Annotated in this window: 18 protein-coding genes; 6 read left to right on the top strand and 12 right to left on the bottom strand. The window is 71.0% G+C overall.

Going from position 1 to position 23,736, the window contains the following annotated elements; all coding sequences use genetic code 11:
* Positions 1–317 precede the first annotated feature (317 nt).
* Both typA and ACWCQ1_RS17845 read right to left on the bottom strand, forming a co-directional pair.
* A complete protein-coding gene (gene typA, locus ACWCQ1_RS17850) occupies positions 318–2,225 on the bottom strand; it encodes a translational GTPase TypA (RefSeq protein WP_133044441.1) in 1,908 nt (635 codons plus the stop codon).
* Between the two features lie 130 nt (positions 2,226–2,355).
* Positions 2,356–4,686, bottom strand: a complete 2,331-nt coding sequence (locus ACWCQ1_RS17845) for an ABC transporter family substrate-binding protein (protein WP_358594268.1) — start codon at positions 4,684–4,686, stop codon at positions 2,356–2,358.
* A 404-nt stretch (positions 4,687–5,090) separates the two neighbouring features.
* Between ACWCQ1_RS17845 and ACWCQ1_RS17840 the strand changes: the two genes are divergently transcribed.
* From ACWCQ1_RS17840 to ACWCQ1_RS17825, 4 genes are read left to right on the top strand one after another with little or no spacing between them, the layout of a single operon-like run.
* Positions 5,091–5,381, top strand: a complete 291-nt coding sequence (locus ACWCQ1_RS17840; protein ID WP_133044439.1) for a hypothetical protein — start codon at positions 5,091–5,093, stop codon at positions 5,379–5,381.
* Between the two features lie 30 nt (positions 5,382–5,411).
* On the top strand, positions 5,412–6,233 hold the full coding sequence (locus ACWCQ1_RS17835; RefSeq protein WP_133044438.1) for a hypothetical protein: 822 nt from the start codon (positions 5,412–5,414) through the stop codon (positions 6,231–6,233).
* A 23-nt stretch (positions 6,234–6,256) separates the two neighbouring features.
* Positions 6,257–8,200 (top strand): fumarate reductase/succinate dehydrogenase flavoprotein subunit, encoded by a 1,944-nt coding sequence (locus ACWCQ1_RS17830; RefSeq protein WP_358594272.1) that lies wholly within the window; start codon positions 6,257–6,259, stop codon positions 8,198–8,200.
* Complete coding sequence (locus tag ACWCQ1_RS17825) at positions 8,197–8,973, top strand: succinate dehydrogenase/fumarate reductase iron-sulfur subunit (RefSeq protein ID WP_451026855.1); 777 nt, start codon at positions 8,197–8,199, stop codon at positions 8,971–8,973. The genes ACWCQ1_RS17830 and ACWCQ1_RS17825 overlap by 4 nt, the downstream gene beginning before the upstream one ends.
* Here the strand turns inward: ACWCQ1_RS17825 and ACWCQ1_RS17820 are convergent.
* Positions 8,948–9,946, bottom strand: a complete 999-nt coding sequence (locus ACWCQ1_RS17820; RefSeq protein WP_451026854.1) for a phosphotransferase family protein — start codon at positions 9,944–9,946, stop codon at positions 8,948–8,950. The two genes, ACWCQ1_RS17825 and ACWCQ1_RS17820, sit on opposite strands and share 26 nt — an antisense overlap.
* Before the next feature lie 130 nt (positions 9,947–10,076).
* On the opposite strand from ACWCQ1_RS17820, the gene ACWCQ1_RS17815 reads away from it, so the two are divergent.
* Positions 10,077–11,396, top strand: a complete 1,320-nt coding sequence (locus ACWCQ1_RS17815) for a hypothetical protein (protein ID WP_451026853.1) — start codon at positions 10,077–10,079, stop codon at positions 11,394–11,396.
* On the opposite strand, the gene ACWCQ1_RS17810 is transcribed toward ACWCQ1_RS17815, so the two are convergent.
* From ACWCQ1_RS17810 to ACWCQ1_RS17775, 8 genes are all read right to left on the bottom strand, one after another.
* A complete protein-coding gene (locus tag ACWCQ1_RS17810; RefSeq protein WP_358594281.1) occupies positions 11,393–14,050 on the bottom strand; it encodes a SpoIIE family protein phosphatase in 2,658 nt (885 codons plus the stop codon). The two genes, ACWCQ1_RS17815 and ACWCQ1_RS17810, sit on opposite strands and share 4 nt — an antisense overlap.
* Before the next feature lie 255 nt (positions 14,051–14,305).
* The gene (locus ACWCQ1_RS17805; RefSeq protein WP_358594284.1) at positions 14,306–14,713 is read right to left on the bottom strand and encodes an ATP-binding protein; all 408 of its coding nucleotides are present in this window, start codon (positions 14,711–14,713) and stop codon (positions 14,306–14,308) included.
* A 147-nt stretch (positions 14,714–14,860) separates the two neighbouring features.
* A complete protein-coding gene (locus tag ACWCQ1_RS17800) occupies positions 14,861–15,259 on the bottom strand; it encodes a (deoxy)nucleoside triphosphate pyrophosphohydrolase (protein ID WP_358594287.1) in 399 nt (132 codons plus the stop codon).
* 19 nt (positions 15,260–15,278) lie between these two features.
* A complete protein-coding gene (locus ACWCQ1_RS17795; RefSeq protein ID WP_133044431.1) occupies positions 15,279–15,473 on the bottom strand; it encodes an SPOR domain-containing protein in 195 nt (64 codons plus the stop codon).
* A 303-nt stretch (positions 15,474–15,776) separates the two neighbouring features.
* Positions 15,777–16,529 carry a GntR family transcriptional regulator gene (locus ACWCQ1_RS17790; protein WP_133044430.1) on the bottom strand — a complete coding sequence of 251 codons (753 nt, stop codon included), beginning with the start codon at positions 16,527–16,529 and terminating at the stop codon, positions 15,777–15,779.
* Positions 16,530–16,676: 147 nt separating this feature from the next.
* Positions 16,677–17,915 (bottom strand): DUF4190 domain-containing protein, encoded by a 1,239-nt coding sequence (locus tag ACWCQ1_RS17785; protein ID WP_451026852.1) that lies wholly within the window; start codon positions 17,913–17,915, stop codon positions 16,677–16,679.
* Positions 17,916–18,060: 145 nt separating this feature from the next.
* Positions 18,061–20,271 carry a DEAD/DEAH box helicase gene (locus tag ACWCQ1_RS17780; RefSeq protein ID WP_451026851.1) on the bottom strand — a complete coding sequence of 737 codons (2,211 nt, stop codon included), beginning with the start codon at positions 20,269–20,271 and terminating at the stop codon, positions 18,061–18,063.
* A gap of 83 nt (positions 20,272–20,354) precedes the next feature.
* Positions 20,355–21,179 (bottom strand): oxidoreductase, encoded by an 825-nt coding sequence (locus ACWCQ1_RS17775; RefSeq protein WP_133044427.1) that lies wholly within the window; start codon positions 21,177–21,179, stop codon positions 20,355–20,357.
* 77 nt (positions 21,180–21,256) lie between these two features.
* Between ACWCQ1_RS17775 and ACWCQ1_RS17770 the strand changes: the two genes are divergently transcribed.
* Positions 21,257–22,165, top strand: a complete 909-nt coding sequence (locus ACWCQ1_RS17770; RefSeq protein WP_451026850.1) for a LysR family transcriptional regulator — start codon at positions 21,257–21,259, stop codon at positions 22,163–22,165.
* Positions 22,166–22,447: 282 nt separating this feature from the next.
* On the opposite strand, the gene ACWCQ1_RS17765 is transcribed toward ACWCQ1_RS17770, so the two are convergent.
* On the bottom strand, positions 22,448–23,728 hold the full coding sequence (locus ACWCQ1_RS17765; protein WP_450863333.1) for a tyrosine-type recombinase/integrase: 1,281 nt from the start codon (positions 23,726–23,728) through the stop codon (positions 22,448–22,450).
* Positions 23,729–23,736: the final 8 nt, after the last annotated feature.

The raw sequence follows: 23,736 nt of genomic DNA, 5'->3' as shown, positions 1-23,736 counted from the left end.
AAGATCCCTGCGAAACGGACTTGTTACACATCTACCGGTCACGGCCGTCCGCATTCCGGACACATGGCTGTAATAAATCGGTTGCGGAAGAGTCGGTTTGCGTGCCTGCGCCAACAGGGACTCCAACGGGTCGTCAGACCACGGCTGTTCGTCGCACAGCCGGAGTACAGGCAGGACCGACATCAGCGCAGGGTAGTGCCAATGACCCGACATGTGGGGCCCTCGAACCAAGATGAAGGGTTTTCCCTACCTTCCCCGAAACCGGGACCGGGCACCGCGTCAGACGCGGTGCCCGGGATGTTCGTACTGACGCGGTGTCAGCCGTGCTTGGCGCGGCTCGCGGCGCGGGCGCGCTCGCGGGCGTCCAGGTTCACCTTGCGGATGCGGACCGCCTCCGGGGTGACCTCCACGCACTCGTCGTCCCGGCAGAACTCCAGGGACTGCTCCAGGGAGAGCTTGCGCGGCGGGACGATCGACTCGGCCACGTCGGCCGTGGACGAGCGCATGTTGGTGAGCTTCTTCTCCTTGGTGATGTTGACGTCCATGTCGTCGGAGCGCGAGTTCTCGCCGACGATCATGCCCTCGTACACCTCGGTGCCGGGCTCGACGAACAGCACGCCGCGCTCCTGCAGGTTCGTCATCGCGAACGCCGTGACCACGCCGGCGCGGTCGGCGACCAGGGAGCCGTTGTTGCGGGTCTGCAGGGTGCCGAACCAGGGCTCGTGGCCCTCGTGGATGGAGTGGCCGATGCCGGTGCCGCGGGTCTGGGTCAGGAACTCCGTACGGAAGCCGATGAGACCGCGGGAGGGCACCACGAACTCCATGCGGACCCAGCCGGAGCCGTGGTTGGACATGTTGTCCATCCGGCCCTTGCGGACGCCCATGAGCTGGGTGACCGCGCCCATGTGCTCCTCGGGCACGTCGATCGTCATGCGCTCGACCGGCTCGTAGACCTTGCCGTCGACGTCCTTGGTGACGACCTGGGGCTTGCCGACGGTGAGCTCGTAGCCCTCCCGGCGCATGGTCTCGACCAGGATGGCGAGCGCGAGCTCACCACGGCCCTGGACCTCCCAGGCGTCGGGGCGGTCGGTGTCGAGCACCCGCAGCGAGACGTTGCCGATGAGCTCGCGGTCGAGACGGTCCTTGACCTGACGGGCGGTCACCTTGCGGTCCTTGACGGCCGCCTTCGCGTCGGCGCCCTTGCCGGAGCCGCCACGGCCGACCATCGGGGAGGTGTTGGTGCCGATGACCATGGAGATCGCGGGCTCGTCGACCGTGATCAGCGGCAGCGGGACCGGGTTCTCGGTGTCGGCCAGCGTCTCGCCGATCATGATGTCCGGGATGCCGGCGACGGCACAGATGTCACCGGGACCCGCCTTCTCGGCGGGCTTGCGGGTGAGCGCCTCGGTCATCATCAGCTCGGAGATGCGGACGTTGGCGACGGTGCCGTCCCGCTTGATCCAGGCGACGGTCTGGCCCTTCCTGAGCTCGCCCTGCTCGACGCGGAGCAGCGCGATACGGCCGAGGAAGTTGTCGGCGTCCAGGTTGGTGACGTGGGCCTGGAGCGGCGCGTCCTCGTCGTAGGTGGGGGCCGGGATGTGGTCCAGGATCGTGGAGAAGAACGGCTCCAGGCTGGTGGAGTCGGCCGGCACGGTGCCGTTCTCCGGCTTGGTCAGCGAGGCGATGCCGTCACGGCCGCAGGCGTAGACGATCGGGAACTCGATCTGCTCCTCGTCCGCGTCCAGGTCGAGGAAGAGGTCGTAGGTCTCGTTGACGACCTCGTCGATGCGGGAGTCCGGGCGGTCCGTCTTGTTGATGCACAGGATGACGGGCAGCCGCTGCTGGAGGGCCTTGCGCAGCACGAACCGGGTCTGCGGAAGCGGACCCTCGGAGGCGTCGACGAGCAGGACGACCCCGTCCACCATGGACAGACCGCGCTCGACCTCGCCGCCGAAGTCGGCGTGGCCGGGGGTGTCGATGATGTTGATGGTGATCGGGTCCCCGCCGTCCTTGGGGTGGTACTTCACCGCCGTGTTCTTGGCGAGGATCGTGATGCCCTTCTCACGCTCCAGGTCGTTCGAGTCCATCATGCGGTCGTCGACGCCCTCGAGCTGGTGCGCGGCGAAGGCGCCGGCCTGCTTCAGCATGCCGTCGACGATGGTCGTCTTGCCGTGGTCGACGTGGGCGACGATGGCGACGTTGCGGATGTCGTGGCGCGTGGCCATAGTGAGGCGTACTCCCGGAGTGTGAGGAACGGGCCGTCGCGTACGTCTGTGTGACGCGGCCCCTGCCGGGCGCAACATGCCACGGCCTCACCCCATGGTACGTGCCGTCCCGGGCAGGGGCTCGCCGGCCTCAGTTCCCGCTCGGACTGGGCGAGGCCTTCGCGCCCTTCCGCAGGAATCCCATGTCCTCGTAGACCGGCGCCCGGAAGCCGAACGCGCCCGCGTTGACCAGGTCCTTCCGTGCGGCGACCAGCTGTGGCCGCTGGTACAGCGGAATCGATCCGGCGGCCGCCCAGATCCGTGAGTCGGCCTTGCGGATCAGGGCGTGGTTCTCGTCGTCGTCCAGGGTGGAGGCAGCCTGGTCGAACAACTGATCCACCTGGTCGGTGCCGACGCGGGTGTAGTTCTGCTCCACGTTCAGCGATCCGTCGGCGGCGGGCACCGGCTTGGCGTAGATCGGCCGTGCGTCGGTCGCCGGGAAGGCGGAGGCGGGCCACGAGTACAGCGCGAGGTCGTAGTCGCCGGAGGCGATGTGGTCCTTGAAGTAGCTGTCGTCGGACACCTTCACGATCCGCGTACGGATCCCGACCCGGGCCAGCATCCCGCTGATCCGGTCCGCCACCGTGCGCAGGCTCTCCGAACCGGCGCCCGAGGGGATCACCAGGCGCAGGTCCAGCGCCTTGCCGTCCTTGGCCAGCACCCCTGCCGAGGCCCCGGCCGGGGCCGCCGTGCCCTTCGGTGCGTACGCCCCCGGCGCACCGCCCTGCCTGAGCTGGGCGTCGCCGTACTGCTTGCCGTCGGCGAGGTGCTTCGCGCCGTCCTCGCCCTGGTGCCTGCGGTCGTCCATGGCCTGGGCCTTGTCGTCCTCGCCGACGATGTACGTCCCGTCGTCGCTGTCGGACTCGTCCCGTGACTTCTTGCTCTCGGATCCGGCCGCCTCGGAGCTCTTCTTCTTCGTGTCTGTCTTTTCTCCCTTCTCTTCCTTCTGCTCCTTGACCGGTCCGCCCCGAACCCAGCCGGCGTCGGCGAGCAGCGCCTGGGCCTCGGCGGTGTCCTGGCCGCCGAGCGCGCCGCTGTTGTCGGCGTACGCGGCCTGCCCGGCGAGGGCGAGATGGCTGCCGACCGGCACGGCGGGCAGGCCGAGCGGTCCGAGTACGGCCTTGGCGAGGGCGGCGCGGTCGATGGCTCGGGCCACGGCACGGCGTACCCGCTCGTCGGTGAGGGGGCCGGCGGAGCCGTTGAGGGCGAGCTGGGTGTAGGCCGGTTCCAGGGACTTGCGGACCTCGAAGACGCGCAGGGCCTGCTGCTGCAGCTCGTACCCGATGATCTTCCTGACCTGCTTCTTCAGGGTGCGCATTTCCTTGCCCGCCGACTCGTCGTCGGTGTCGTGCTTCAGGGCCCACGAGCGCAACGACTTCGCGGCCAGACGTCCGCCGCCGGGGCCCATCAGCGGGGTGCCGGTGCCCTTGGAGCGGGCGGCCAGGTCGATGCGCTGGGCGTCGGCGGGGTCGATCTCGGCCAGGTCGATCTTCCCGTCGGCCAGCGCGGCGGCGCGCTTGTCGCGCGGTACGGCGGTGAGGTCGATCTCGGACAGCTTGGCGGGCCGGCCCCACCAGCGGGCGTTGCGGACCAGGGTGACCTTGTCGTCCTTCGGGTCGACCTGGCGCGGGGTGAAGGGCCCGGCGGTGACCTTGAGCTTGCGGCGGGCGCCGTCGTTGAAGGCGTCCGGGGTGCCCATGACGTCTTTGGGGTACAGCGGGGAGAACAGTGAGCGCCAGTCGGCGTAGGGCCGGGCGAAGGTGACCTTGACCTCGAGGTCGTTGGCGCCGCGCTCGACCTTCTCGATGCGGTCGTAGCCGGCGTTGCGGGCGGTCCAGTAGGCGCTGTCCTTGCCGGACAGGGCGCGCCACTGGGCGGCGAAGTCGGCGGCGCCGATCTCCCGGCCGTCGCTCCAGACGGCCTGCTGGTTGAGCCGGTAGACCACGACCTGCTTGGGCTCGGTCTTGACGACCCGGGCGGACTCCAGATAGTCGGCGTCACGCACCGGCCGGCCCTGGGCGTCCAGCCGGAACATGGCGGGCAGCACGGCCTGGGCGATGCGGGTGGTGGTCGCGTCGGCGTCCGACTGGAAGGTGTTGAGGGTGTCCGGTACGTCGTCCACGGCCCAGCGCAGTGTCCCGCCGTCGGCGATCAGCTGCCGGCCTGACGAGGCGATGTCCTGCCCGGCGAGCGGCTTGCCGGCGGGGTCGTCCGAACCGCACCCGGCGAGCACGGGCACGGTGAGCGCGCTCGCGGCGAGGAAGGCGACCGAACGCGTGACGCTCCGCTGACGGGAGCGGCGCGATGGGCCGTCGTTCGTCTGCGACGCCGTCGTAGCCGGTCGCGCCCCGCGGCGCGGCCGCTGGTCGATGCTCTCCCGCGCCCCTTCAGGGCGCTGCAGTCCGGCGCCGTCGTAGGACATCTCTGCTACCTCCGGGGGAAGCCGCTCTCGCCGCCGGTGCGGGCGGGTCTGATCACTTTTGGCGGTATTTGGAGTTGATCAGATGTACGGCCCCACTGAAAGGGAAACGGTTCGCCAGGCCGGGACGACACGGCGACGAGGACGTCGAAGCCCACCCGTGCGGCCTACCTCACGCCGGCCTCCGGCCTCGGTTGCCGGGGGGTCCGCCCGGAGCCAGACTGAGAAGCGGGCCGGGCGCGGCGTGCGCTCCGGCGCTCAAAGAGCGCATACAGGCGTGCACTGGAGGCCTGCAATCCGCCAATCGCTGCACATCCCTTCCCAGCGGCAGGTGTGACGCGCAACACTCGCAGGCGCATGAACGTTGCCACCTGAGGCCCGACGGCTCATGGAAGTGAGGTCACGTCATGTCCGTGCAAGACGACCTGACGTCGGTCCAGCGCTGCCTCGACGACCTGTCCCGGTCGGTGAACCGCCTGGAGCAGGAGCTGGGCGGCAACACCCTGGACATGCGCCGAGTCCGCGCCGACGCCGAGCACCTGCGGGAGAGCGTCCAGCTCCTGCGCGCCGCGGCGGCGGTGAAGGCCGCGCCCGGCAAACCGGAACTCGTCACCATCCCCGACCAGCCGTACGACGACTCTCTGTGGACGGACTCCGACGACGAGGGTCTCGGCGCGCACCACCGCAAACATCACTGAGCGCCTTCCCACACCGACCGGAGTCATGAGTTGGCCACTGGTACGGAACCCCATCTGAACAGCGGCGGCGTGAGAACGGGTACGCGCGCCGCGATCGACGCCCCGCATCTGCGGACCGACCGCTGGTGGCTGGCCCCGGCCGCCACCGCGGCCGGCCTGCTGGCCTTCATCGTGTACTCGACCTGGCGGGCCTTCGCGAACGCGGACTACTACTCGGCGCCGTACGTCTCGCCGTTCTACTCGCCGTGTCTGGCGGAGAACTGCAAGAACATGCCCTCGGGCCCGAACGCCGATCTCTTCGGCAGCTGGTGGGCGATCTCCCCGGCGATCATCATCCTGATCTTCCCGCTGGGCTTCCGCCTGACCTGCTACTACTACCGCAAGGCCTACTACCGGGGCTTCTGGGCCTCTCCCCCGGCCTGCGCGGTGGCCGAGCCGCACAAGAAGTACACCGGCGAGACCCGCTTCCCGCTGATCCTGCAGAACATCCACCGGTACTTCTTCTACGCGGCGATCCTGGTCGCGGGCGTGCTGACCTACGACACCGTGCTGTCCTTCCGCGACACGGACGAGAACTGGGGCCACATGGGCCTCGGCACCGTCGTCTTCCTGGTCAACATCACGCTGATCTGGGCGTACACGATCTCCTGCCACTCCTGCCGGCACATCGTCGGCGGGAAGCTCAAGCACTTCTCCAAACACCCCGTGCGCTACAAGGCATGGCAGTTCGTCGGGCGGCTCAACGCCCGGCACATGCTCCTGGCCTGGGCGTCGTTGGTGAGCGTGGCGCTCGCCGACTTCTACGTCTATCTGGTCGCATCCGGTGTCTTCGACGATCCGCGCTTCTTCTGACTGAGATGAGTGGGGCCTAACTGATGTCCGTGGTCGACCGCCAGGAGTGGGACGTCGTCGTGGTCGGCGCCGGGGGCGCGGGCCTCCGGGCCGCCATCGAGGCGCGCGAGCGAGGCGCCCGTACGGCAGTCATCTGCAAGTCGCTGTTCGGCAAGGCGCACACCGTGATGGCCGAGGGCGGCATCGCGGCGGCCATGGCCAACGTCAACGCGCACGACAACTGGCAGGTCCACTTCCGCGACACCATGCGCGGCGGCAAGTTCCTCAACCAGTGGCGGATGGCGGAGCTGCACGCCCAGGAGGCCCCGGACCGGGTGTGGGAGCTGGAGACCTGGGGTGCCCTCTTCGACCGTACGAAGGAAGGGAAGATCTCCCAGCGCAACTTCGGCGGCCACGAGTACCCGCGCCTGGCGCACGTCGGCGACCGTACGGGCCTGGAGCTGATCCGCACCCTCCAGCAGAAGATCGTCTCCCTCCAGCAGGAGGACAAGAAGGAGACCGGGGACTACGAGTCCCGCCTGAAGGTCTTCCAGGAGTGCACGGTCACCCGGGTCCTGAAGGACGGCTCGCGCGTGAGTGGCGTCTTCGCCTACGAGCGCGAGACCGGCCGTTTCTTCGTCCTGGAGGCGCCCGCCGTCGTCATCGCCACCGGTGGCATCGGCAAGTCCTTCAAGGTCACGTCGAACTCGTGGGAGTACACGGGCGACGGCCACGCACTGGCCCTGCTCGCCGGAGCGCCCCTGCTGAACATGGAATTCGTGCAGTTCCACCCGACGGGCATGGTCTGGCCGCCGTCGGTGAAGGGCATCCTCGTCACCGAGTCGGTCCGCGGCGACGGCGGGGTGCTGAGGAACTCCGAGGGCAAGCGGTTCATGTTCGACTACGTCCCCGACGTCTTCAAGGAGAAGTACGCCGAGTCGGAGGAGGAGGGCGACCGCTGGTACGAGGACCCGGACAACAACCGGCGTCCCCCCGAGCTGCTGCCGCGTGACGAGGTCGCCCGCGCGATCAACTCCGAGGTGAAGGCGGGCCGGGGCTCCCCGCACGGCGGTGTCTTCCTGGACGTGTCGACCCGGATGCCCGCCGAGGTCATCCGGCGCCGGCTGCCCTCCATGTACCACCAGTTCAAGGAGCTGGCGGACGTCGACATCACGGCGGAGGCGATGGAGGTCGGGCCGACCTGCCACTACGTGATGGGCGGCATCGCGGTCGACTCGGACTCGGCGGCGGCCCGAGGGGTGCCCGGACTGTTCGCGGCCGGCGAGGTCGCGGGTGGCATGCACGGCTCCAACCGTCTCGGCGGCAACTCCCTCTCCGACCTGCTGGTCTTCGGGCGCCGGGCCGGCTGGCACGCGGCCGAGTACGCGACCGGCCTCACGGAGAACCGCCCGCCGGTGGACGACGGCCAGGTGGACACGGCGGCGGCGGAGGCCCTGCGGCCCTTCTCCGCCGAGGGCCCGGCCCCCGGCGAGGACGACGGACGTCCACCGGAGAACCCGTACACGCTCCACCAGGAACTCCAGCAGACCATGAACGACCTGGTGGGCATCATCCGCCGCGAGGGCGAGATGGAGCAGGCCCTGCAGAAGCTCGCGGATCTGCGGGTACGGGCCCGCCGGGCCGGCGTCGAGGGCCACCGTCAGTTCAACCCCGGCTGGCACCTCGCGCTGGACCTCAGGAACATGCTGCTGGTCAGCGAGTGCGTGGCCCGGGCCGCGCTGGAGCGCACCGAGTCGCGCGGCGGCCACACCCGGGAGGACTTCCCGGCGATGGACCGCAAGTGGCGCAACGTGAACCTGCTGTGCCGGCTGACCGACCCCACGGGCGGGCTCGCGGCCACGGACCCCGTCCGCGGTCAGATCGACCTCACCCGCGAGAGCACCGAACCCATCCGCCCCGACCTGCTCGCCCTCTTCGACAAGGAAGAGCTGGTCAAGTACCTCGCCGAAGAGGAGCTGTACGAGTGAACAGCTACGAGGCCCGCTTCAAGGTGTGGCGGGGCGACGTCAAGGGCGGCGGCCTGGAGGACTTCGCCGTCGAGGTCAACGACGGCGAGGTGGTGCTCGACATCATCCACCGCCTCCAGGCCACCCAGGCCCCCGACCTCGCGGTCCGCTGGAACTGCAAGGCGGGCAAGTGCGGTTCGTGCTCCGCGGAGATCAACGGCCGCCCGCGTCTGATGTGCATGACCCGTATGTCGGTGTTCACGCGGGAGGAGACGATCACGGTCACTCCGCTGCGTGCCTTCCCGGTCGTCCGCGATCTCGTCACGAACGTCGGCTTCAACTACCAGAAGGCACGGGAGGTCCCGGCCTTCGTGCCGCCCGCGGACCTCGGTCCCGGCGAGTACCGCATGATGCAGGAGGACGTGGACCGCTCCCAGGAGTTCCGCAAGTGCATCGAGTGCTTCCTGTGCCAGGACACCTGCCATGTCGTGCGGGACCACGAGGAGAACAAGCCCGCGTTCGCCGGCCCGCGCTTCCTGATGCGGGTCGCCGAACTGGACATGCATCCGCTGGACGCGGCCGCCGACACCGGCCTGGACCGCAAGAAGACCGCCCAGGACGAACACGGCCTCGGCTACTGCAACATCACCAAGTGCTGCACGGAGGTCTGCCCCGAGGGCATCAAGATCACCGACAACGCCCTGATCCCTCTGAAGGAACGCGCCGTTGACCGCAAGTACGACCCACTGGTATGGCTGGGCTCGAAGATCAGGAGGCGCTCCTCAGCAGGCTGAGCGCCCGCAGGAGGTTGCCCTCGGCGATGGCCCGCATCGGCTCCGGTTCCGGGAAGTCGCCCTGGACGAGGGTCAACGGGCCCGCGACCAGGCTCAGGTGCATGGCCAGGCGGTACAGACGCATCCGGTCGGGGTCCAGGTCCGGGACGCGCAGGGCGTCGTAGTGCGGACCGAAGCGGATCTCCAGGAACACGTGCTCGTGCTCGACGTCGAAGTAGAGCAGGCCCTCGATGTCGATGAGTGCCGGGTGACCGTCTGCGGTCAGCAGTACGTGGTCCGGGCCGAGTTCGCCGTGGATGAGGGTGTGGGAACGGTTTCGGGGCCGGACCTCGGCGGCCAAAGCCCGTACTTTGTCGGCGAGTTCGTCGTGGGCGGCCGCCACGCGGGGTTCGAGCGCGGCGGCCTGCTCGATGGAGCGCAGGGCGCCCTCGGTGACCCGTTGCTCGCACGAATCCCCGTACGAGACACCGCCGTTGTCGACCAGGGCCACTTTGCCGAAGGCCGGGGCGTCCTGGGCGTGCAGCGCGGCGAGCATCTCCGCGAGGCGTTCCATGAGGGCGGGCGCCGCCTGTGGATCCCGCTCCAGCGCCTCCTCCAGGCTGCCGCCGGTGACGTCCTCGACGATCGCCGCGTCGGCCGGGAGGTGGGTGTGCGTGGCGTCGACGTGCAGCAGGCGGGGCGTGCGGACGCCGGCGGTGGTGAGCCGGTCGTGGGCCGCGGTGAGCAGGTCGAGGCCGGTGCCGTGGGAGAAAGGGTCGCGCAGGTCGGAGGGGCCCGCGTCCCAGTAGTCCTCGCCGGCCGACCAGAGGTAGGCGACGGCGGTCGTGCCGTCGTCGAGGGCGAGACGGTAGACGCCCTTCTTGCTGCCGCCGCGCAGCCGGCGCACCGCGGTGAGGGCGCGGCCCGGACCTAGGGCGGCGCGGGCGAGCGGGGCGAGGTCGGCGGGGGTGGCGTGCTGGCGTGTGGCGCTCACCGGCCCGAGTCTCCCCCGTATGCCCGCCCCCGGCCTCCCCTTTTCCCGCCGCTGCTCCTTCCGCTGCTCCTTCCGCCCCCTGGCCGCCCCCCACTCGCGCCCCCGCATTACCGCCCATACGCTCCGAAATGTGACGCCATCCTTGATCCGAGGCCGGCCCCGGCGGGCCACCTCCCACATATGCGCGCGGGTGATGTACACCCTGGTCGGCGTGCTGGTCGGGGTGGTGTGGCTGGTACTGCCGGGGGCGACGGCTCCCGAGACGCACGCGGCCGCCATGGGCGCGTCGGCGAGCACGGACGAGACGTCGACCGCCGACCTGGTGCTGCCGCTGGTCGCGGCGGGCGCGGTCCTCGTGCTGGGCGTGTACGGGTACGTACGGCGGACCCGGCGGGCACGGACCCGGACGACACCGGCGGCGGCCGCCGCCATGGCGCCCGACACCTCACCCCTCACCGAACTCGACGAACTCGACGAACTCGACGAACGGGCACGGCAGTTGCTGGTCGAGGCCGACGACGCCGTGCGCACCCGCCGCGAGGAACTCGATCTCCTCCGGGCCCGGATCGGTCCGGAGGCCGCGGAGCCCCACGCACAGGCCCTGCGGGACGCCGAGGCCGAACTGGCGGCCGCCTTCCGGATACGGCAGCAGTACGAGGACGGCGTACCCGAGGACGAGACCTCCCGTCGGCACACGCTCACCGGGATCGTCGGCCGGTGTCAGGAGGCGCGGCGGCGGCTGGAGGGGTTCGACCGCGGGGACCTGGGAGAGGCGCTGGAGTTCGCCGAGACCCGCTTCCGTGACCTGACCGCCCGCACCGGAGCCACCGGGACGACCCCGACCCGCCTCGCCGAGCGCTACGGACCCACGGCGACCGGCCCGGTCACCGGGTACGTCGAACAGGCCAAGGACCGCCTGGTGATCGCCACCACCCACCTCAACCAGGTCCGTCAGTCGACCGACCTGGACGACGAGGAGAGCGCGGTACGGCATCTGCGGGCCGCCGAGACCTCCACAGCCCGGGCCGACGCCCTGCTCACCGCCGTCGACCGGCTCGCCTCCGACCTGTCGGCCGCCGAGAGCCTCCTCCCGGCCGCCCTGACCGGCGCGGAGGCGGAACTCACGGGAGTGAGCGATCGCGCCGACGCCGACCGCGTGCTGGCCGCCGTGAGGGAAGAGGTGACGGCACGGCCGTACGATCCCCTGGACGCCCTTCGTCGCGTGGTGGGGGCGACCGTGCCGCTCGGGGCGGGCCGGGACGGTGTGCTGTCGGCAGCGGCCCTCCTGGTCGCCCGGAACGCCGTCGCCACCGCCGACACCCACATCACGGTGCGCCGAGAGTTCGTGGGCAGCACCGCGCGCACCCGTCTCGCGGAGGCACGCCGGCTGCTGCTCACCGATCCCTGGTCGGCCGCCGTCCGGGCCGACGAGTCGATGCGGAGCCCCTAGAACAGGCTCAGCAACGCCTCCGCGGGGTCCGTCAGGCCCGTCTCCCCGTCCGGGAGGGGCAGTTCGAACCACACCGTCTTGCCGCGAGGTGTCCGCCGGGAGCCCCACGCGGCGCTGAGCAGGCCGACCAGTTGCAGTCCGCGGCCGCCCTCGTCCGTGTCCCGGGCGCGCCGGCGCCGTGGCTGGACAAGGCCGGAGTCCCAGACCTCGCACACCAGCGTGCGGTCCAGCAGCAGCCGGAGCCTGATCTCGCCCTCGCCGTAGCGCAGGGCGTTCGTCACCAGCTCGCTGACCAGCAGTTCGGTGGTGTCGACCAGCGGCTCCAGGTCCCACGACAGCAGCTGTCCGCGGGCGTACTCCCGGGCCCGGCCCACGCTCCGCGGCTCCCGCGGCAGCGTCCAGTCGCCGACCGAGTCGGCGGGCAGCCCCTGCACCCGGGCCATCAGCAGCGCGATGTCGTCCTCGCCGTGGTGGGTGTCGAGGGTGTTCAGGACGTGGTCGCAGACGTCCTCCAGCGGCCTGCTGGGATCCGTCAGCGCGCCCACGAAGGCCTGCAGGCCCTCGTCCAGGGGATGATCGCGGCTTTCGACCAGTCCATCCGTGTAGAGCGCCAACAGGGCGCCTTCGGGCAGTTCGACCTCCACCTCCTCGAAGGGCTCGCCGCCGACGCCCAGCGGCATGCCCGGCGGCACGTCCAGCATCAGCGCGTCCTCGCCCGGTTCGACCAGGACCGGCGGCAGATGGCCCGCGTTGGCGAAGGTGCAGCGACGGGTGACGGAGTCGTAGACGGCGTACACGCAGGTCGCCAGGTACACCTCGGACAGGTCGGCCTCACGGGGCCGGCGCGCGGCCCGGGTGGCCTGCTGGACGCCGCCGGGGGCGCCGAGCCCGCGGGCGATCTCGTCCAACGCCGAGAGCACCTCGGCCGGTTCGAGGTCCAGCAGGGCCAGCGTCCGTACGGCGGAGCGCAGTTCGCCCATCGCCACGGCCGCCCGCAGACCGCGGCCCATGACGTCGCCCACCACCAACGCCGTGCGGTGCCCGGGCAGTTCGATCACGTCGAACCAGTCGCCGCCGACCTCGCTTGGCCGGTCGGAGGAGGAGTTGCCGGGCAGGTAGCGGCAGGCGATGTCCAGTCCGGAGGCGACCGGGTCGCCGGGCGGGAGCAGCGAGCGTTGCAGTATCAACGCCCGTTCGTGCTCGCGCCGGTAGAGACGGGCGTTGTCGATGCAGACGGCGGCCCGGGCCGCGAGCTCCACCGCGAGGTCGCGGTCCCGGTCCCCGAACGGTTCGCTGCCCTTCGTACGGGCGAACTGCGCGAGCCCCACCACGGTGTCGTGGGCGACCATCGGCACGGCCAGCGTGGACTGGACGACTCCGCCGTCCTCCGCGGGCACGAGCTGGGTGCGGGCGGTGCGCAGGGCGTCCGCGCAGGGCGAGTTGAACGGGTAGTGGTGGACGGCGCCCACGGCGACCGGCGCGCCACCGCCGACGAACGGGGCGTCGGAGACCGCGCTGGCGAAGGCGACCCGGCGCAGCTGCGCGCTGCCGTCGGCGAGCCCGGGCGGGGTCTCGTCACCGGCCAGCAGGCCCTGGTAGAGGTCGACGGTCGCGAGGTCGCAGAAGCCGGGGACGACCACGTCGAGGAGTTCGCGGGCCGTGGTCTCCAGGTCGAGGGAGTTGCCGATGCGGGCACCCGCCTCGTTCAGCAGGGCGAGATTGCGCCGTGCGGCGGCCGCTTCCCGGGCGGCGGCGCGGCGGGCGGTGATGTCGGTTCCGAGCCAGGCGATGCCGATGGGGCGGCCCGATCCGCTGTGCACGCGGTAGAGGTTGATGGACCAGTGGCGGCGCTCGTCGGAACCCGGCAGGAAGCCCGTGACGTGCATGTCCGTGATGGAGTCACCGGTTTCGAGGACCCGGCGCAGGGTCGCGGCGACCCGCTCGGCCTCGGGCCGGGGCAGATAGTCGTGGACGCCCTTGCCGAGATGGTCGTCGGGGGTGCCGCCGAACAGCGAGGCGAACCGCTGGTTGGCGCGCCGCACCCGCAGATCGGTGTCGATCAGCAGGAACCCGAACGGAGATTGACCGAAAATCGACTGCGATGCGGCAAGGTCGGTCTCGATGCTGCGCAGAGTGCGCACGTCGACGACGATGCAGACGGCACCCCGGCGGGCGTCCTCGGTCTGCGTGGGCATGACGTACACCTCGGCGAGGCCGCGCCCGCCCGCGTCGTCCTCGGCGGTCGCGGGCACCCGGAAGGGCACCACACCGGTCCACTCCCGTCCGTCGAGGATCTCGGCCATCTTCCGCTGCCCCTGCTCGCGCAGGTCGGGGTCGATGAAGGCCTCGATGGGGTCCATGCCGACGGCCCGCTCGGCGCCGATGCCGAAGAGCTGCTCGGCGCGCAGGCTCCACTGGTCCACCAGGCCGTCGGGGCCGATCGAGAAGGACGCGACCTTGATGTAGTCGTAGATCGAGCCGGGCGGGCTGCTCTGCCACATCGCGTCACCGGGCGGTGTCCCGTCGAAGGAGGACAGCCCGGTGCCACCCGTCGCCCGGCCCGTGCCGTCCGCCGCGGCGGCTGCCGCGGCCTCCGCCCTCGCGCCGTCCGACGGGTCCTCGGACTCCGTGGCCTTCGCTGGTATCTCGCTCACGCGAACCGTCCCCTCCAGCTCACCGCGTCCGGTACCGGTCACCGGGGGCGGCTGCCCGCAGTATCCAGCACTACGGCGCCGCACAACACGGTGTTCACGATCACAGCACGGTCCCGGCGGTTTTCGGTCCCGGCTGTGAGAACACTTCCAGTCTTCTAACCAGCGGACACGCCGTCGAATCACACCCTTCCGTGGCTTGTGCCGACGCGCGCCGCAGTTCTACAGAGCGGGGGCCGCCGTACAGCCTCCGCCGTCTCAGTTCGGCACGGCGAGCTCGAACCACACCGTCTTTCCCGCCGCGCCCGGCCGGGTACCCCAGCGGCGGGAGGAATGGGCCACCAGCTGCAGTCCGCGGCCCCCTTCGTCCTCGGGGTGGGCGACGCGCTCGCGGGGCGGGTCGGGCAGCGGGTCGGAGACCTCGACCAGCAGCACGGCGGGGAGGCGGGGCGAGCGGACCAGGCGGACGCCGATGGGGCCGGTGGCGTGTCTCAGGGAGTTGGTCACCAGCTCGCTGACCAGCAGGGCGGCAAGGTCACCGAGGACGTCCAGGCGCCAGGTGTGGAGCTGGCCGCGGACCGCCGTGCGGGCGGTTCTGACGACGTCAGGTTCCGCGGGAAAGGTCCACTCGGCGCAGTCGCCTTCGGTGTCGATCACGCCGATCACTTCCCGGGCCAGGAACTCGCCCCACGCATGTCCGGTTTCGTGGGGTTAATGGGCACATACCCGATATCCAGGGGGCAGTACCGTCCATGGGGGCGCACGGTGGCACGAACGGCGTACAGGGGGTTCGAGTGCGTCTGTCGAGTACCTCTAGGGACCCGGCTGTGTCACCTTGCGGACCGCTTCCACGTCCTGGTCCAGCCAGTCCACGTCCCAGGTCTCGTCCGGGGACAGCCAGCGCAGTTCGTCATGGTCCTGGAGCGGCTTGGGGGCGGGGGACCCCGGCAGAAGGCGGGCCGTGAAGACCTGGAGGACGTACGGCGGCCTCAGCGGCCACTCCCCCGGCACGCGCCGCACGGCCTCCGCGTCCACACCCAGTTCCTCGCGCAGTTCGCGCACCAGGGCCGCCTCGGGGGTCTCCCCCGCCTCCACCTTGCCGCCCGGCAGTTCCCAGCGGCCGGCGAGCTCGGGTGGGGCGCTGCGGCGGGCGGCGAGGAGGCGGCCGTCGTCGAGGAGGGCGGCTCCCACCACCACGATCCGTTCGCTCATGGGCGGGAGCCTACGGGAGTCAGTCGACCGCGCCGCCCTGGCCGTTCTGACCGATGCGCTCGACCCAGTAGAGCTGTTTGTGGCCGCGGTCGTCGAGGCTGTCGGCGATCTTCTGGGCCTCCGCCCGGGTCGCGTACCGGCCCACGCGGTAGCGATTGCCGTTGTCGTCCTGCCGTATGACGAGCCAGGGAAGAGTGATCGTGCCGTCGTTCATCGCGCCCCACCGCCCCCGCCCTCTGAGGAAACCGCAATCCGCATATGCCCGAGCCTACGCCTTACCTTCACGCAGCGAATACGGCTTTTCACAAAGAGGTACGCAACCGGCCAGATCGAGGGGGGCGCACGAAAAGGAACGCGCCGCCTCCGGGCGTGCGCGCATCCAGTTGGCGACATGCCAGAGGCACCTGCGGCGACCTGCGAGAACGTCCGGATTTCAGCGGCGGAGGAACGGGTTCCGGGGGGCGGCCGCAGGAGCTCCGGGAATGGTTGCCGGGGGTAACCGCCGTAAAGGTGTGCGCTATTTCACCGGGAGGTGGTACGCGACCCGGTAGCGGTCGGCCGGGATGACCACGTCGGCGGTCTCCACGGGGCGGCCCGAGGCGTAGAAGGTGCGCTGTACGACGATGACGACATGGCCCGGGACGCCGCCCAGGGCGAGCAGTTCCTCCGCGAGGCCGGGGCGGGCGCCGACCTCCTCGGTGACGTTGTCCACGATCACGTCGATCGCCGCCATGCGCTCGACGACACCCATGCCGCCCAGCGGCCCCTCCTCGGGGAGCATCACGGGCGTGCGCCCGGTGACCGCGAGGGGCTCCCAGGAGGTGGAGAGCATCATCGCCTCGCCGGCCTCCCGGAACACGTACCGGGTGCACATCACGCGGTCGCCGGGCCTGATGCACAGGCGCTCGGCGACGGCGCCGCTCGCCTCGGTCTGCTCGCTGCTGGACTCCCAGGTGCCACGTGCGTCGGCGTCCGCCTGCTCCTGACGGAAGGGGGTGGCCCCGCCCGCCGGGCGGAAGCCGGAGCGGGCGACACTGCGGGGCACCGGCCGCTCGCGCACATACGTCCCCGAGCCGGAGCGGCCCTCGACCAGACCCTCGGCCATCAGCACCTTGCGCGCCTCCAGGGCCACGGTGTCCGAGACGCCGTACTCCTCGCGGATTCTGGCCTGGGACGGGAGACGGGTGTGCGGTGGCAGCGATCCGTTGACGATCTTCTGGCGGAGATCACCCGCGACACGCAGGTACGCCGGCTGCTCACCGAAAGTCACTGGCCGCTCCCATCAGGTTGTACAGACAGCAACAGCGTGGCAACCGTGGGTTCCGCCATGCAAGCAAAGGCCAGAGAATCACTCGATGTGGTGACATGCGGCCCCTGAAGCCTTTACGCAGGCACTTTCTCCCCGCTATGGCCGCCGTCACACCTCGACATCGGAACCTCCTCCGGTGCCCCCCTCCTGGGCGCCCGGATCGTCCGTCGCGGGCGGGGTCGTGGCGAGGCCCAGAGCCTTGCGGGCGGTGACCGACCGGCGCGGGGACTCCTCCACCGTGATCGGACCGTAGGCGGCGTAGAAGCCGTCCGCGTCGGTGGCCGCGGCGACCTGTGCCCACTGCTTGCCCAGGGAGTCCACCTCCTTGGCGACGGCGGAGACGGGGCTCTTCGCGTCCGCCGGCCACACGTGCTGCCGGAGCAGGCCGGCCTCCTTGGTGAACGCGTCCGACACCCGCCCCGCCCAGGCCGTGTTGGCCCGCAGGTCCTCCCCGGGGCTGACCGCGGGCTGACCGTCGAGGGCCACGTTGCCTAGGTTGACGGCCCGCAGGTAGGCGAGCTGATGGGCGTTCAGCGACCGGCCGTCGTTGCGCAGTGAGCCGGTGAGACCGGCGGTCTCGTCGGTGTTGCCGAACACGCAGGTGACGTCGCGGTCGCCGAGCCGCCAGCTCTGCCGGGTCGGCGTCAGGTAGTACACGTCCACATCGACGGGTACGGCCCAGGAGTCCATGGCGTAGGTGTAGCGCAGCGCGTAGCACCGGGTCTCGGCGACCTGGCTGACCTTGGCGTCCCCGGGGAAGGACGGGTATCCGCCCATCGTGAAGGCGGCGAAGACCTCGCCGTCGTGCCTGCCTTCGCACGGCAGCTTGTCGACGTCGTAGGTGAAGCCCTCCAGGGACCCGCCGGGCACGTCGAAGCACTCGCCCTTGGCCAGGGTGTAGGCACTGCCGTTGTCCTTCGCGGCGTCCTTGAAGCCGTCCCAGAAGTCGGACACGCCACCCGTGGCCAGCGTCAGCACCCACAGGGCGATCCCGAGCGAGGACAGCACGGAGCCCGTCACGGCCATCCCCCTGCCCCGCTCCCCCGTCCGCCGGATCTGCCCCAGCGCGATCAGTCCCAGCAGCAGCCCGGCCGCCGGAACGCAGCACAGGATGCCGAGCACGAGAGAGGCGACGGAGAGCCCGTTTACCGGCGCGGGCCGGTTGTAGGGGCTGTATCCCTGCCCCCAGGGCTGGTACGGGTACGGCTGCGCGTGCGGCCCCTGGGCCCCGTACGGCCCCTGCGGGTACGGCGGCTGCCCGTACGGCGGCTGCGGGAACTGGCCCTGCTGGTAAGGCCCTTGGGGCTCCTGCGGCTGCGGGGGCACAGGGGGCGGGGGTATGGACACGGGTACCGTGCTCCTGTTTCGGGGCGGCGCCGGGGGTGCGCGTGGGGGCGGGCGGGGCGTACGCGCCGACGTGCTGCGCCGGCGTACCTGCCTGGGCGCATGGTAAGCGCGAGGTGAGCGGGGGTGGAACGGTGGCCGCCCCGCCTCAGTCCGCCTTCTCGACCGCCAGCCTGCGCTGTTCCTCCTCCACGATGCGCCGGGCGATGGTGGCGTCCGATATGTCGACCGCGTCCGGGGTGGCGTCGGCGGTGTCGCTGCGGCGGGCGTAGGCGTCGAAGAGGCGGTCCTTGTTCTCGAGGATGCGCAGCAGGCGTTCGTCCACGCTGTCCGTCGCGAGCAGGCGGTGCACCTGGACCGGACGGACCTGGCCCATGCGGTGGGCGCGGGCCACGGCCTGGTGCTCCAGGGTCGGTTTGACCTGCGGCTCGCACAGGACGACGACGGACGCGGCCTGGAGGTTCAGGCCGACGCCGCCGGCCTCGATCTGTGCGAGCAGGACGGCGTGCCCGTCGGCGGCCGTGAAGTCGTCGACCAGGCGCTGGCGGCGGGCGGCCGGGACACGGCCCGATATCGGCCCGAACGTCTCCTCGCCCAGCGCCTGTTGAACGGCGGCCAGGACGTCCCGGAAGTACGAGAAGACGACCACTTTCAGGCCGTTGGCCGCCGCTTCGGCGACCAGTTCGCCGAGCCGCTGGAGCTTCGCGGACTTCGCCGGGTCGGCATAGGCGGCCCGGCGCATGGCCATGAAGTTCCCCTCGGCGACGGCCGTGCGGTACGCGTCCTGGTCGGCGGCGGAGAACTCCTCCCACTCGTCGGTGTGCAACAGGGCGGGCAGCTCGGTGAGTACGTCCTGCTGGTTGCGGCGCAGATAGGCGGGCGCGACGGATCTGCGGAAGACGTGCGGGCCGGCCACCGCGTGGCTGTCGTGGATCTCGGGCACGAGGTCGGGCTGGAGGTAGCGGACCAGGGTGCGGAACTCCTCGACGCGGTTCTCCATCGGTGTGCCCGTGAGGAACAGGACACGGTCGCAGGCCCGCGTCCAGGCGGCGATGGAGCGGGCGCGGCGGGTGTCGGGGTTCTTGACGTAGTGCGCCTCGTCGACGACGAGCATCCCGGGAACGCTGCCGTCGCGGGCCGTGCCGCCGCGAGCGGCCCTTCCGGGTGCCGGCAGGGTGTGCAGGAGGTCGAAGGTGGTGAGGGCGACGCCGCCGCGCTCACGCCACTCGGCGTACGCGTCCTGCCGGTCGGGGCCGTGCACGGGCACCGCGCGCAGGGTGCTGCGGGAGCGGATCTCCCGGGTCCAGTTGATCAGCACGCTCGCCGGGGACACCACCAGGAAGTGGGTCTGCCCCTGGGCCGCGAGATGGGCGAGGGCGGCGATCGCCTGGACCGTCTTGCCGAGGCCCATCTCGTCGCCGAGGACGACCCGGCGCTGGGCGAGGGCGAAGCGGGCGCCGAAGGACTGGTAGCCGCGCAGCGAGACCCGGCGGTGGGTGTCGTCGAGCGGCTGGGCGTGCACACGCCGGGCCACCTCCGAGGGCAGGAAGCCCTCGGCGGCCGCCTCGTCCGTACGGTGCTCGGAGACCTCGGCGAGCTGGCTGTAGTACTCGGCGGAGCGCAGCTCGAAGTCGACCCAGGCCTCGATGTCGGACGCCGGGCCGCGCAGCAGGTCGGTGGACGCCTGGGCCAGTTGGAGCGGGGTGCCCTTCGCGTCCGCGTCGGCCGCCAGCTCGCTCAGCCGCGCCGTCGCCGTGAGGGCGGCCTCCTTGCGGCGGCGCCCGGCGAGGGCGAGACGGAGGCGGCCGGTGGCGGGGCGGGCCGCGGGCAGCAGCTCGCGCAGGGTGCGGTCGAGCCGCGCGGCGGTGTCCACGGCCCTGCGCAGCTCCGGGCCGGCCTCGACGAGGCGGTGCAGGGCGACGACGAGGGCGGTGGTCCGGGGTTCGGGGCGGTCCACGTCGATGCGGACCGACACGGTCTCCTCGACCGCCCGCGCGATCTGCCCCGCGGCGGCCAGGGCCTGGTCGGCGGTCTGGGCGCCGACGCCGGGGATCTGCCGCAGCTGGAAGCGTCCGGCCTCGTACACCGAGCGCACCGTGGTGAACCCCGCCGCCTCCACGGCCGCGAGCCGCAGCCGGCCCTCGGTGGCGTCCTTGAGACGGGCGACGGGGATCGACTCCAGTTCCTTGGCGACCAGTTCGTCCCGCAGCGGAGCGAGCGCGGAGCGGACCGCCTCGAGGGCGCGGGCGTGGTCCTCGAGGACGGTGCGGGCGGCGTCGTACAGCCGTGTGCCCCGCGCGCACACCTCCCGCGCCCGCCGCCCCACCGGCGCGGTCCGCGCCTCCCCCACGTCCACCATGCCGCCCCTCGCCCGCCGTCCAGCCCGGTACGCACATCTTGGCACCGGGGACCGACAACGGGGCGGCCTGTGGACAACGGGGCTCAGTCCCCGAACCCCGTCCGCCGGGTCAGCTTCTCCCAGGCCGTGACGTCCTCGCGCACCTGGTCCAGGTGGCCCAGAACCGCGCTCACTCCGTCGTCGCCGAGGGGCAGGCGCAGGGGCGTGCGGTCCGACTCCAGGGCGCGCAGGACGAGCGCGGCCGCCTTGGCCGGGTCGCCGGCGTGCTCATCGAAGCCGGCGTCGACCATCGCGCGCGTACTGCCCACCGTGGCGTAGGCGCCGCCGTCGGCGCTGGCCCGTGTGCCCTCGTAGAGCGAGGTCCGGAAGGCACCCGGCTCGACGATCAGCACCTTGACGCCGAACTCGGCGGCCTCGCCCGCGAGCGCCTCGGACATGCCCTCCAGGGCGAACTTGGTGCCGCTGTACGCCGAGAAGCCGGGGAAGGACATCTGTCCGCCCATGCTGCTCATCTGCACGACGGCCCCCGAGCGCCGCTCCCGCATGGACGGCAGCACGGCCCGCACGAGCGCAGCGGGCCCGAACACGTGCACGTCGAACAGGTCGCGCAGTTCGTCGTCCGTGGTCTCCTCGAAGGCACCGACGTGCCCCCGGCCCGCGTTGTTGACCAGCACGTCGATCCGTCCGTGCCGTGCAAGCACGTCCCGTACGGCCGGCTCGGCGGCGGAGACGTCGGCGACGTCGAGCCGCAGCGCCTCCACCTGGTCGGGGTGCGCGGCGACGAGGTCGTCGAGGCCCTCGGGCCGCCGCGCGGCGCCCACCACCACGTCGCCGTCGGCGACCGCCGCCTCCGCGAGGGCCCGCCCGAGTCCGCTGCTCGCACCGGTGATCAGCCACACCTTGTTCATGACACCTCTCCTGAATCGGTCCGCGTCCAGGCTGCTCCCGGCGCCCGCGGCCCGTCCAAGACCTACGCTGACAACCGATGGTTATGACGACGGACGTCCATGTACGCGACCTGCGCTACTTCGTCACGGTCGCCGAGGAACTGCACTTCACCCGCGCGGCCGAACGGCTGTACGTCTCCCAGCCCGCCCTGAGCAAGCAGATCCGGGCGCTGGAGCGGCAGTTGGGGGTGCAGCTGCTGCGCCGGGACCGGCAGGGCGTGGAGCTGACCCCGGCCGGCGCGGAACTGCTGCCGCACGCCCGGAGGGTGATCGAGGCGTGGGCGGAGGGCGCGTCGGCGATGCGGGAGGCGCGGGCCGCGCTGCGCAGCACGCTGGTCGTGGGCATGAGCACCAGCCCTGGCCGTGGCGGTCTGCTCCCGGCCATCCGCTCCCGCTTCACGGCCGCGCACCCGGGGGCCACGGTCCGGCTGCGGCAGGTCAGTTGGGAGGATCCGACGGCGGGCCTCGCGGACGGCGAGGCGGACGTGGCGTTCGTCTGGCTGTCCCTGCCCGACCAGGAGCGGTACGCCTGGACGGTGGTCGCCGAGGAGCCCCGTCTGGTCGCCCTCCCCGACACCCACCCCCTCGCCGCCCGCCCCGAGATCGACTTCGCGGACCTCGCCGACGAGCCCTTCCTCGCCCTGCCGCCCAGCGCGGGCCCCCTGCGCGACTACTGGCTGGCGCTCGAGGAACGCGGCGGCCGTCCGCCCCGGGTGGGCGCGGAGATCGCCAGCACGGAGGAGACGTACGAGGCCCTGGTCGCCGGCCTTGGGGTGTGCCTGGTGGCCACGGGCAACGTCCCGCTGGTCACCATGGGCGGCGTGGTGACCCGCCCGGTGCGCGGCCTGGGCCCGAGCCGCTATGTGCTGGCGTGGCGCCGGGAGGACCGGCGGGCACTGGTGGCGGGGTACGTCGAGGCCTGCCGGCAGGTGGCGCGGGGCGGCTGAGCCGCCGGTCGTCCTCGAACGGCATCGGCCCCGTCCCTGCGGGCGAACCGCACCTCACGAGCAACCAGGAGTCAGCACCCGGTCAGCACGGCAACGCTGAAGGGGCTGAGATCACCAGAGCTCAGCCCCTTCTGATCTGCGCTGGACGAACCACCTGGCGCACGGAAATGGACCGCTCACACGTTGAAGCGGAACGTCCACCACAACGCTCTCACCTGCGGAAACGGGCTTCTGAGAGATCCAAGTCAGCACAGAATCAGCACGGAAAAACAAGGTCAGCACCTAGGCCACTTCGTCGTACCCCTCCGGGGTTCGCGGAGCCTCGCTCGGGACCTCCACCGGCACGGGCCTCATGGCATTCTGCATGACCTCACGGCAGCGGTGCCAGGCACCCGGAACGAGGTGCCCATAGATGTCCACGGTGGTCTTGATCGACTTGTGGCCCAGCCAGCGCGAGACCTCGTGGATCGGGATGCCGTTTGCAAGAGCAGTCGACGCGAAGAAGTGCCTCAGCGAGTGCGGGGTGTACTTCGGCTTGCCGTTCACGTCGACCAGACCGGCGGCCCGACATGCCTTCTTGAAGTGGTAGCCGTACGTCGTTGCCGTGGGCATGGTGCCCTTGCCTCGCTCACGCGGGGCGAAGAAGACTTCGAGCTGTCGGTCCTTGCCCGCCTTGTCCTTGAAGGCAACCGGGATCGAATCCCACTGCTCCAAGTGGGCGTCGATCTCCTCGTCGATGAACGGAGCGACCGGGATGTCTCGGTACTCCCCCTCGGCCCGATGCTTCAGCGGGACGAAGGTCGTACGGCGGTCCCCACGGTTGGCCTGCGAGCTGACCTGCCAGCGGACGCGGATGAAGTCGGTCCGCCGGCACTCGCTCGCGAAGGCCAGGGTCTCGCTGATCCGGAGGCCAGCCCCCGACTGCAAGTAGATCGACAGCCGGTACTGAGGCGAGATGTGCTTCGCCAACAGCTCGACCTCTTCGAGGCTGGGAATCTCGTCCTCGTCCACGGCGAGCGAACTCGTCCGAGGGATCTTGACACCCTTCGCTGGGTTCTCGGATATGCGCTTCTCAACGACGGCAGCCTCAAGCATCGCGGCCACGAACTTCATCCGGTCGTTGATCGTCGAAGCGGCCATGCCCTCGCCCTTGCGGTGCAGCGCCGCTACGAAGCGCTCGAAGTCGGCCTTCGCGAGCCCGGCGAGAGTCTTGCGGCCGAGGTGGGGGACGAGGTGGTTCTTCGTGAACCCCTCGTAGTTGCGCAGGGTGCCCTCGGCGAGGATCTGCCGATCCAACCACTCCCGCGACCAGGCCCGAAGCGTTATAGCGCCACGCTGGGGGTCGAGGTAGATCCCCATCCCCTTGTCGTGCTCGACCTTGGAGGCGAAGGCGTCAGCTCCGTCCGGACCGGTCTTCTTGTCGAACGTCTTCTCTCGCTGACGCGCGGTCCGGCCGCCAGGCTCTCTGTAGCGGACAGTCCATTTGTGCCCACATCGCGCCTTGTCGCAGGGGTACTCCTTGCTCTGCGGGTCGGTCTTGCACTTCTGGAACACCGTGGCCATGCGGCCCC

It is taken from the genome of Streptomyces sp. NPDC002144 (assembly GCF_053593695.1).
This window is presented reverse-complemented; position numbering and strand designations above follow the sequence as displayed.

Coding starts and splice junctions, on each gene's coding strand:
- typA (WP_133044441.1), bottom strand. CDS start 2,225: ATGGCCACGCGCCACGACATCCGCAACGTCGCCATCGTCGCCCACGTC.
- ACWCQ1_RS17845 (WP_358594268.1), bottom strand. CDS start 4,686: ATGTCCTACGACGGCGCCGGACTGCAGCGCCCTGAAGGGGCGCGGGAG.
- ACWCQ1_RS17840 (WP_133044439.1), top strand. CDS start 5,091: ATGTCCGTGCAAGACGACCTGACGTCGGTCCAGCGCTGCCTCGACGAC.
- ACWCQ1_RS17830 (WP_358594272.1), top strand. CDS start 6,257: ATGTCCGTGGTCGACCGCCAGGAGTGGGACGTCGTCGTGGTCGGCGCC.
- ACWCQ1_RS17800 (WP_358594287.1), bottom strand. CDS start 15,259: ATGAGCGAACGGATCGTGGTGGTGGGAGCCGCCCTCCTCGACGACGGC.
- ACWCQ1_RS17795 (WP_133044431.1), bottom strand. CDS start 15,473: ATGAACGACGGCACGATCACTCTTCCCTGGCTCGTCATACGGCAGGAC.
- ACWCQ1_RS17780 (WP_451026851.1), bottom strand. CDS start 20,271: ATGGTGGACGTGGGGGAGGCGCGGACCGCGCCGGTGGGGCGGCGGGCG.
- ACWCQ1_RS17775 (WP_133044427.1), bottom strand. CDS start 21,179: ATGAACAAGGTGTGGCTGATCACCGGTGCGAGCAGCGGACTCGGGCGG.
- ACWCQ1_RS17770 (WP_451026850.1), top strand. CDS start 21,257: ATGGTTATGACGACGGACGTCCATGTACGCGACCTGCGCTACTTCGTC.
- ACWCQ1_RS17765 (WP_450863333.1), bottom strand. CDS start 23,728: ATGGCCACGGTGTTCCAGAAGTGCAAGACCGACCCGCAGAGCAAGGAG.